Here is a 1,421-nt window from a genome sequence, read left to right as displayed (position 1 = left end):
CAACCCTTAGCTGATTTTGCCAATAATAAGCCCGTAGCGGACTTTTATTGTGCAACTTGCACCGAACAATATGAGCTGAAAAGTAAAAAAGCCAAACTGAGCCAAATTATCAATGATGGTGCTTATGACACGATGATTGAGCGTATCAGTAGCGATGATAATCCCAGCTTTTTCTTTTTGACTTACTCGCCACAGCTAAGCGTCAATAACTTCTTAATTATACCTAAGCAATTTTTTAAACCTGACATCATTATCAAACGCAAACCCTTGTCCGCGAGTGCCAAACGTGCAGGTTGGGTCGGCTGTAATATTGACTTGCGTAAGGTACCTGATTCTGGAAAAGTGTTTTTGGTAAAAGATAAACAAGTGATAACGCGCGAAAGTGTCACTCAGCAATTTCAAAAAACCTTGTTTTTGCGCGAGCAGTCGATAACTTCACGTGGCTGGACATTGGATGTCTGGCACTGCATCGACAAACTGGATGATAAATTTAATTTAAAACAGGTCTATGCGTTTGCCGACGAATTACAGCGTAAACACCCTGATAATAATCATGTTAAGGACAAAATTCGCCAGCAGTTGCAGGTGCTACGGGACAAAGGGGTTATTGAGTTTTTGGGGCGTGGTTGTTATCAGAAACTGAGCTAAGCTTACTATAATGAATTCGAGAAATAATAAAATTTCTATCTTTTAAACTACAGTCACTATAAGCGACCATAACCAAATATCGTTGATTTTTATCACTTTTAGTTCGTTAATTTTCAATAGTAATCTAGCGTTTTCAAGCGTAAGCTTAGTAGCATCTTGCCAACCAATAACTTGAGCTAACTGTAACACCTCTCTATTTTCAATAGCTTTTGGAGATAAAAAATCTGATTCAAAATGAACGTCATCCTCAATAAACATCCAAGATTCTTGCAGCCACAAAAAGTCGTTTTCTGCTCCTAATGGACATTCAACTACTATATAACTTTCTAAGGGATTACCCTCATTATCGACTCCTTCCCACCAATGTTTGTTCGACAACTCACAAGGCCTGTTACTATCATCTTTTTTAAATCCTTTACCATCATAGCGCACAGGACAATTAGAGAATATGTCAATTTTTTGATATAGCTGATTTAATTTTTTCGTATGCAGCAAGTAAGAGGTTTGGGCATCACACACTATAGGGTTGATTCGCATTAGGAATTACCTTTTAACTTAGTTATTTAAAGGCAATCATTGATCGATTAGCGTTATGACACAAGTAGGGTTAACAAAAGACGATCACTTATTCATATAATACGATCACTTCTCCAAAGTTCCTTTGCTAGGATCATCTGTACAAATTATTGATGAAAATGAGAAAAATGATGACGATTAAAAAAGACTTATACACTTACGAGATAGAAATAGTCGAGACGATGAGCGCTATTATA

General features: G+C 36.9%; 2 protein-coding genes. One reads left to right on the top strand and one right to left on the bottom strand.

What is annotated here, in order from left to right; genetic code table 11:
• Positions 1–648 (top strand): DpnI domain-containing protein (locus tag ACTXGO_RS13740; RefSeq protein ID WP_443574915.1); only part of this gene is annotated, 648 nt, incomplete at its 5' end.
• A 42-nt stretch (positions 649–690) separates the two neighbouring features.
• Here the strand turns inward: ACTXGO_RS13740 and ACTXGO_RS13735 are convergent.
• The gene (locus tag ACTXGO_RS13735) at positions 691–1,185 is read right to left on the bottom strand and encodes a hypothetical protein (protein WP_435950069.1); all 495 of its coding nucleotides are present in this window, start codon (positions 1,183–1,185) and stop codon (positions 691–693) included.
• Positions 1,186–1,421 lie beyond the last annotated feature (236 nt).

This window comes from Psychrobacter sp. T6-1, from assembly GCF_052258445.1.
The sequence above is the reverse complement of the archived record's forward strand: the minus strand, read 5'-3'. Positions and strand labels throughout refer to the sequence as shown.